The organism is Nereida sp. MMG025, from assembly GCF_021654165.1.
Lineage (GTDB): Bacteria > Pseudomonadota > Alphaproteobacteria > Rhodobacterales > Rhodobacteraceae > Nereida.
This window is the reverse complement of record NZ_JAKFZN010000020.1, coordinates 1-6,835: the sequence shown is the minus strand read 5'-3', so window position 1 is coordinate 6,835 and position 6,835 is coordinate 1. Positions and strand designations below refer to the sequence as shown.

12 protein-coding genes are annotated in these 6,835 nt (G+C 54.1%); 1 reads left to right on the top strand and 11 read right to left on the bottom strand.

The annotated features are described in order from the left end of the window. Window positions 1-338: 338 nt before the first annotated feature. The 8 genes from L1065_RS15550 to L1065_RS15955 form a co-directional block, all read right to left on the bottom strand. On the bottom strand, window positions 339-1,604 hold the full coding sequence (locus L1065_RS15550) for a plasmid recombination protein (RefSeq protein ID WP_237096429.1): 1,266 nt from the start codon (window positions 1,602-1,604) through the stop codon (window positions 339-341). 208 nt (window positions 1,605-1,812) lie between these two features. Next, window positions 1,813-1,998, bottom strand: a complete 186-nt coding sequence (locus L1065_RS15545) for a hypothetical protein (RefSeq protein ID WP_237096428.1) — start codon at window positions 1,996-1,998, stop codon at window positions 1,813-1,815. Window positions 1,999-2,000: 2 nt separating this feature from the next. Next, window positions 2,001-2,309, bottom strand: coding sequence for a BrnA antitoxin family protein (locus L1065_RS15540; RefSeq protein WP_237096427.1), 309 nt, complete (start codon window positions 2,307-2,309; stop codon window positions 2,001-2,003). After that, the gene (locus L1065_RS15535) at window positions 2,306-2,554 is read right to left on the bottom strand and encodes a BrnT family toxin (RefSeq protein WP_237096426.1); all 249 of its coding nucleotides are present in this window, start codon (window positions 2,552-2,554) and stop codon (window positions 2,306-2,308) included. The genes L1065_RS15540 and L1065_RS15535 overlap by 4 nt, the downstream gene beginning before the upstream one ends. Before the next feature lie 134 nt (window positions 2,555-2,688). Then, window positions 2,689-3,333, bottom strand: a complete 645-nt coding sequence (locus L1065_RS15530; protein WP_237096425.1) for a DUF4123 domain-containing protein — start codon at window positions 3,331-3,333, stop codon at window positions 2,689-2,691. Beyond that, window positions 3,326-3,703, bottom strand: coding sequence for a PAAR domain-containing protein (locus tag L1065_RS15525; RefSeq protein WP_237096424.1), 378 nt, complete (start codon window positions 3,701-3,703; stop codon window positions 3,326-3,328). The genes L1065_RS15530 and L1065_RS15525 overlap by 8 nt, the downstream gene beginning before the upstream one ends. A gap of 16 nt (window positions 3,704-3,719) precedes the next feature. After that, window positions 3,720-4,514: an Imm52 family immunity protein gene (locus tag L1065_RS15520; RefSeq protein WP_237096423.1), complete on the bottom strand. Its 795-nt coding sequence runs from the start codon at window positions 4,512-4,514 to the stop codon at window positions 3,720-3,722. Then, a complete protein-coding gene (locus L1065_RS15955) occupies window positions 4,499-4,981 on the bottom strand; it encodes a Tox-REase-5 domain-containing protein (protein ID WP_370641206.1) in 483 nt (160 codons plus the stop codon). The genes L1065_RS15520 and L1065_RS15955 overlap by 16 nt, the downstream gene beginning before the upstream one ends. 56 nt (window positions 4,982-5,037) lie before the next feature. Between L1065_RS15955 and L1065_RS15515 the strand changes: the two genes are divergently transcribed. Further along, window positions 5,038-5,256 (top strand): hypothetical protein, encoded by a 219-nt coding sequence (locus L1065_RS15515; protein ID WP_237096422.1) that lies wholly within the window; start codon window positions 5,038-5,040, stop codon window positions 5,254-5,256. A 51-nt stretch (window positions 5,257-5,307) separates the two neighbouring features. Here L1065_RS15515 and L1065_RS15510 read toward each other — a convergent pair whose 3' ends face one another. From L1065_RS15510 to L1065_RS15500, 3 genes are all read right to left on the bottom strand, one after another. Then, on the bottom strand, window positions 5,308-5,685 hold the full coding sequence (locus L1065_RS15510; protein ID WP_237096421.1) for a hypothetical protein: 378 nt from the start codon (window positions 5,683-5,685) through the stop codon (window positions 5,308-5,310). Further along, window positions 5,682-6,110, bottom strand: coding sequence for a hypothetical protein (locus tag L1065_RS15505; RefSeq protein ID WP_237096420.1), 429 nt, complete (start codon window positions 6,108-6,110; stop codon window positions 5,682-5,684). The genes L1065_RS15510 and L1065_RS15505 overlap by 4 nt, the downstream gene beginning before the upstream one ends. A 75-nt stretch (window positions 6,111-6,185) precedes the next feature. Next, window positions 6,186-6,554: a hypothetical protein gene (locus tag L1065_RS15500; RefSeq protein WP_237096419.1), complete on the bottom strand. Its 369-nt coding sequence runs from the start codon at window positions 6,552-6,554 to the stop codon at window positions 6,186-6,188. Between the last annotated feature and the right edge of the window lie 281 nt (window positions 6,555-6,835).

The window sequence follows — 6,835 nt, the reverse complement described above, 5'->3', positions numbered from 1 at the left end:
TGAAAACCAGTATCATAGCTGGTGATACTGGGTAGTATCATAGCTGGTGATACCCCCCCCCCTGTTAAGATACTGAAATTATAAATAAAAATTTTCGGCTCTTCTTATGATCTATAAGACCCTAAAAAATGCACAGTCGAGTGAGGGAACGCGCTTTCAAATAGCGCTGTAGTGACCGATCGAAGTGCTGTGTAATTTTTGGGGGCCGCAGGCGACGTAGGAGCCTGCTCATCCGACAGTACAAAACTCGACCGTTGTGAGGTGATGACAGCGCTTCCCACAAGCGCAACGCTGACTGGATGGGGTGGATCAGGCAAGGAGGGGAAGGTTCGCAGTCTTCAGAGACTGTGACCACGGCCTGTATCACGGTCTAGTTCTTCCCGATCATCGTCGCGCTCGTGGGCAACGCGGTCATGCTGAGAAATGATTTCAGGAGCCGTCAGCCCCAGATTGCGTTCATGGCGCTCGACTTCCTGCGGTGCTTCATTCGGCCAACACTCTTTCGGTGACATTTGGTAACCATCTGGATTGAAGCGGTTCTTAACCGCAGCTTCAATCCGGGCACAGAACGCACCACAATGCGCAACCACTGCCGAGAGATGCATCCTGTCAGCCAAAGACGGGAACGCATCTTTCCCGTTTTCGTAGAGGTCATTTGCATTTTCTTTCAAGCTCACCCCAAACCGGTGTGACGCCTCAATCACGCGCTCCGCCCCAGAGCGTATGGCCTCGATGTAGGGCCACGCATCGTTCTGCGGGGTGGGTGGGAGCCGCTTAAGCGTCATATCGCCCTCAGGAGGCCTGTAGTCGCGTCCCATGGTCTTGTGGCGGCTGATCTCCCCCTTGAGCAGGAGATAGTCCCTGAGGCGCTCTGTGGCCTCGTGTGAGAGGTCTACGGCCCGTAAGGCATCCATGAACCTCTCAGGCGGCTCTGAGAGGCTCTCACGGGCCTTGTCCATGACCGCGCCATAGGTTTCCGGCGACATATGCTCACGGGCCGTAATTTCCTTCCGAGTGCCGCGCACAATGTCCCGATCGAGATGTTGCTGGCACCAGTCAGCCCAAGAGGTCTGCAACGCGGCATATTCGTTCCGCTCACCTGCAATGCCCTTCAGCTCGGTCAGGGCCTTCTGAGTGGAGATCACAGGCTTGCCCCGACTTTCCCGAACTGGCGAGATCATCAGGTCCACCACAGCGCCGCCTTTCTCATCGAGATCGAGGCGGGCGCCGAAAACGGCTCCATCGCCAGCCCAGCTTTCCGCCCAGGCTTTCGCTTGGTCGAAAAGCTGCTGGTTGTGTGGGTTGTCCGCGTCATGCAGATCGCCGGCCTTTTCCACCCACTCAGGGGAGACCACACAAAGAGCCTGCATGCAGAGCGGCGCGTTCTTGCGTTCACCTGCACCCATCTCGGCTTTGTGCGCTTTGAAGGCGGCGAGGTAGTCGCGGTCATTGTCAGCCTTGGACCATGCCAGAGCGTGACCGGGTTCGGCATCTTCGCGCACCCGTGCCTTGCCTGTCTCGTCATGGCGTTCGGCATGGAGTGTTGCCCCGCGCAACTGGGCGATGGACTTGATCTTGTTGACGCGGATTGCAGCCTTGAACATGAGACCAGCATAGAGGGCAGAGAGAGAATTGTCATTTTAAATGACAACCCACTAGGCAATTGTCTGCGAACCGCTCCGCTAATTGCCATGGGCCAGAGGTGCTGCGCCCTCTTGGATCACCTGCTAATCGTCCGCTGCACGGACGACAAATCCTTGCCTTCCCCTGCCTACTGGCGGGCGATGTCAGGCAAGGATTTGGGTCTCGCTATCACGCATCTGAATCCGGTTTCCCAAACCGTTCCGCAAAGTCCGGCGGTAGCAAATACCGCCGCTTTGGGGGTGTCCAGTCCCAGAGTTCGCGGTCCGTTTTGGGACCTTCAACTACGGTGTAGTTGCCGCAGTCAAACCGTGCGAAGTCATCCTTGGGCGCGTCGTTCTGAGGATCGTTATCCATCATTACTGCACCGCAGATTTCCGCAGCACTTCATTGATGCGGCTTTGCCAGCCCGGTCCAGTTGCCTTAAACTTGGCAACCACGTCCTGATCTAGCCGGATCGACACTGGCACCTTCGGAGAAGCCGACTTTGGCCGTCCTCCGACATTCTTGCGCATCTTCTGGGCAATCTCTGGGAAAGCTTCGGCGAAGGGCTTGGCTGAGGCGATCTGCGCGTCCGTCAGCTCAGGGCTGTCTGGATCAGACGCGATCAGCTTCTGAATACGCGCCTCCTCAGCGTCGGAAATATCGGTGTGCTTCTTGGCAGTCATAGCAAACTCCTTTCCTTGCGGCTCGCGGGACGCATGGAGATCACCGACACGCCTTCCGTTCCCAGAACAGCGAAGACAACGGCGATGGTCCCATCATTCAAACGCCCAATGGCCATATGACGGTTTTCCTTTGCGGGGACCGTCACGGCTTCAAGGAAGAACCATTCGTCCAGATCAGCAAAATCCAACCCGTGCCGAGACAGGTTGATCTGCCGTTTCGGCGCGTCCCAGACTATTGTTATCATAGTTTTTGTATATGCAAAAACCTAAGGGAAAAATCAAGTGTGGATTGCATGCAGCCTTAGGCGCAGAGCGCTGCTAATGGCAGCGAAAGATGCTGCGTTCGCTTATTTACTGCCGGGAGATGTCAGGCAAAGATTCAAAGTTCCGTCGTCTGATGTATGAGTGTGCCTTGTGCAACCCGGAAACGGTGTACTGTCTTATGTTCTCCTTCTACGAAGAAAGTCAGCTCTGATCTAAAGAAGCCGATGAGTTCTTCTTGTGTACATGTGGGTAGCCACGTTTGAAGGACATTGGGGTCGTAAAATCGAAATAAGATTGCCCGCTTCCGCCCCTCAATAGATACTTCAGTGAAGCGCCTAAAATGCTTGCGAAGTGTGAGTAGCGCCCTTCCCTTTTCTGCATCTTCAAGACCGTTTGAGCCTATAAAATGGCCATGCGCTCGTAGGGCGATGAGGTGCTGAAAATCAGCGAACTGGTCAGGTTGGCATGCTGTCAGATAGATACCCCATCCCTTGCCCCAACCTTCTTGCCAGAGCCATTGTGTGATCTCGTGATTACGTTGAAGCTCTATCAGGTAGGGTGCATCATGCAGGTGTGCAGCAGCTGTTGCGCCTTGATACAGGTTGCACCAGTTCAAGCCGCTTTGAACAAGTTTGCCATAAAGTTCAGGGCAGTGCTGGCCATCGATTAGGGCGTAGAGTGTGGTCTTGCTGCTCATATGCCCCCAAAGAAGTGCGCCAATGGTGTTGGCTTTTTTAGAGGAGGCATGTTGTTCAGCCATTGCTTGGCTTTGCATCACACACCTCTTGGAATGGCGCGCGCGTTGCCGTTGATGCCGCACCACTGCCGCTTTTGTCGCCGATGTAGACATCCCCCGATCCAGTTGCAGCCGACCCGCCACAGTCGATGCTGTCACCGATGCGCCCTGCGGCTTGGCCATTGATGAACACAGTCCCTGATCCGGTCGAGAGCGCACGTGCGTGTGGTGGCGCAGGACACGTTCCGCAAGCATGAGGCGCAAAATTGTCCCCTACCCGCATCGCAGCCTTCCCATTTACATAGACATCTGGGCTTCCGCCGGTCGCAGATGATGGTGGAAAGTGGCACCCATGACCGGACCCAATGTCGCCCTTACGATGTGCTGGTGGCATGATATTTCCTTTCTTTTTACTCGCGGCGGGGTGATGAGACGCCCCAATCGCCGCGTTCCAGTTCGACTGCCGAGGGCAGGACGCCAAGTAGGTTGAGACGGATTTCGACCTCTTGCGCGCGTTCGATGGCCTCTTTCGAGTAAAGCGGATGATGTTCGAAGCACTGCCAGAAGTCCATTTGCGTTGCAATCAGCGTGCCGCCGTTCATCTGCTGCACCAAGGCAGCCTCCGGCACGTCAGAGGCGTTGAGAGCGAATGGCACCCAGCCGATCCAGCGAATGCCACGCCGGGCCCGGTCAAGTGGGTGGTGCAGGTGGAAGTAATCGGACGGGCCAAACTCCAGATGCTGCGGGCGTTTCCAGCGGGTGATCGCTTCGACTAAGGCGATCATGTCATTGGCCGTAAAACTGTAGTCAGGGTGAAAACGTCGGAAGTCTGCAGACAGACTAGTCGCATAAAGACCCCATTCGTATTTCAGAATATAGTAAGTCCAATCACGACTAGAACGTGTCTCGCCATCATCCAAGATGGATACTGATCCATCTTCTTCGTAGTATTCGCTTTGCTGCATTCTCTCTTTTTCAGACTGGACAAAGGCCTCTTCATCTTCCCACATACGTAATCCAAGGCTATTCCAACCAAGACCAAAAATAGAAAGACGGTCTACCGTTCGCAGTAAAGCTAAGAAATCACGCGCGCCATCCTCGAAATTTTGATATTTTTCGCCATAACGATGAGGGGTGAGATGCGCCCTCAAATCCAGATCAATAGGCTTTCCATCAGCAAGCCATTTTTCTAGCCACTCGTCCATCGGCGGACCTCCGTATCGTGATACCAGCCACCAACTCCATCAAGTAGAAGACGACCAACATAAAGCTGTGTGATTGAGTGGCTAAAAACCCATGTGAGATAGACTTCTCCGAAATGCGGAACGACAGCCCTATTCTGACGCCTGCCCTGTCTGACCATGTCATCAAACACTGTCACCTTTGCTTTTTCAGCCCAGGGCCTTAACTGAGGTCCTCCTTGAGCGGACCAGTCACGCTGCTCTAAGAAACCATCATATCCGTGCTTCGCCTCAAAGAGATGACATTCCATCGGATGTAGACCGTCGAATTTGACATTGGAGAATTGCCAGCCCCCGATCTGGTTCGCGGCGGGAATATAAAGGTGCCAAGGACAGACAAAATGCTGATAGGCGGCGGCTCGTAGCTTGGTCGCTCTCGACCGTGCAGCTTCATTGGGCCCATGAATTTCTTCAATGACAGGTCCCCCCATATCTCTTGCTGCGCATTCTGGGCAGGTCTCACATTGCGGATCATCTTCGAGCTTGGTTGCGCCTTCGGTTTCCGTTTGCCCGTCGGGCGCTGTTTCTGGTTCTGTCCGTGTTTCCGGCTGAGTTTCGGTTTCACCACCTCGGGGTGGCGGAACAGGCCGTGGGGGACTTGGCTGTGGATCACGCGGCGGCGTCGGGTTTGGACGCGGTTGCGATGGCGCCGGAACTGGACGCGGCGGTGCTGGCGCGGGCTTTGGTACTGGAACCGGACCTCTGAAGGCGCGGCCAATCGCCTCGACTAATTCCTGAATTGCTTTTCCGCGTCCGCTCATGACCACCAGACCCCCATTGGTTTATCGGCACGGTCTGCGGAAATGCGGAACATAGCGCACACATCGCCGAAACGTATATCTGGCGTTCCTGTTGAGGCGTTTAGAATCCCCGCTATCGTAGGATCCATCCAGAAGCGTGGTAGCCTGTATACCCCCAACATGATAAACCTCATTCGGAGGTTTTGGTTTTGGATGCCACAGGCGAAAGCTGCTTCTCGTGCCTCATGAATTGCAGCATGAAGCTGTTCATCCGATAGATGTGCAACCTCTTCCTTATTGCGTTCTCGGAACATCATGGCGATGTCGTTATCATTCTGTGCCACAACCATATTACGCATTTTATTCCAAGTGGAAGATGTCAATCTCATGGTCATAATCTCTGCCACCATCGGCGTTTAGGGCGCTGGTCACTCAATAACGCCGTGACCCGCCCCTCTGACTGATCGAGGCGTTTGCGAAGATCGTCTACTGTTTCTGATAGATGATGCATTTGACCTTCGAGGCCGTTCTTGCGTTCTTCGGCAACAGCCAGTTCCTTTTCCAGTTCAGCTATGCGCCGCAATGTACTGTTATCAGCCACATTTTTAGTCGTTACATTGGTGTTGCGTGTTGTTGCATTTGGGTGTTGCGCAACGCGTTGCGCCGTTGCGTCGAAGACGCGGTGCAATTCGGCAGGGTCAATTTCGTAAGCGCCTGATGTGTTCTTTGAGGCGGTGATCTTGCCGCTTTTTATGGCTCTCTGAATTGTAGCCTTGTTCTTACCCGTAGCCTCAGCAGCTTGTGAAAGTGTGTACTTCATGCCGTTATATTGGTGTTGCGTGTTGTTGCATTTGGGTGTTGCGCAACGCGTTGCGCCGTTGCGTTTTGGGTTTCGCTATTCATCGCTTTCAACCTGCCTTGCTGCCGGTAAGTCAGCCTCCATTCCCGGCAACGCTGGCTCGGATGGGGGAGGGAGGCCCGGCCCAGTGGGGAGCTGATGCTCACCTTGGCGCAAGGCAGGAATGTCGCGGAGAGGTTCTTGTTTTCCAAGCTCCATACGATCTGGCTGTTCATCGTCTGACACAAGCACATTGGCGCTGAACAGCCCGTAGCGGATACCATCCCGCGATCCATGCCATGCGACGCGATTATTGATGATGTAAGCATTGGTTGTTCCGCTCCCGCCGATCTGACGGACCTCAATCCAGCGATCGTCCCGAAGGACCTTGAGCGCCCGTAGGACAGTTGGCCGGGAGCAATCCATAAGGCGTGTCAGATTGGGAACGCTAACTACGACGGCGTTGTGGTCTCCAACTCTGGCTGTGAGCAGGTGCATCAACTTTGCTGCCTTAGGCGACTTGTCAATGAGTTTACCCCATGCCTCATGAGCAGCGCGTTCGGTTTGTAACCACGTCCCGCGAGCGTTCTTTTCTGGCAATGTCTGCATGATACTACCCAGTGTCATCTGTGTTCAAATTTTGAAAGCAGGCTATGAAATTCTGAAAAAAAAGACAATTCAAAAAATGAAAATCTTTGTTCAAAATT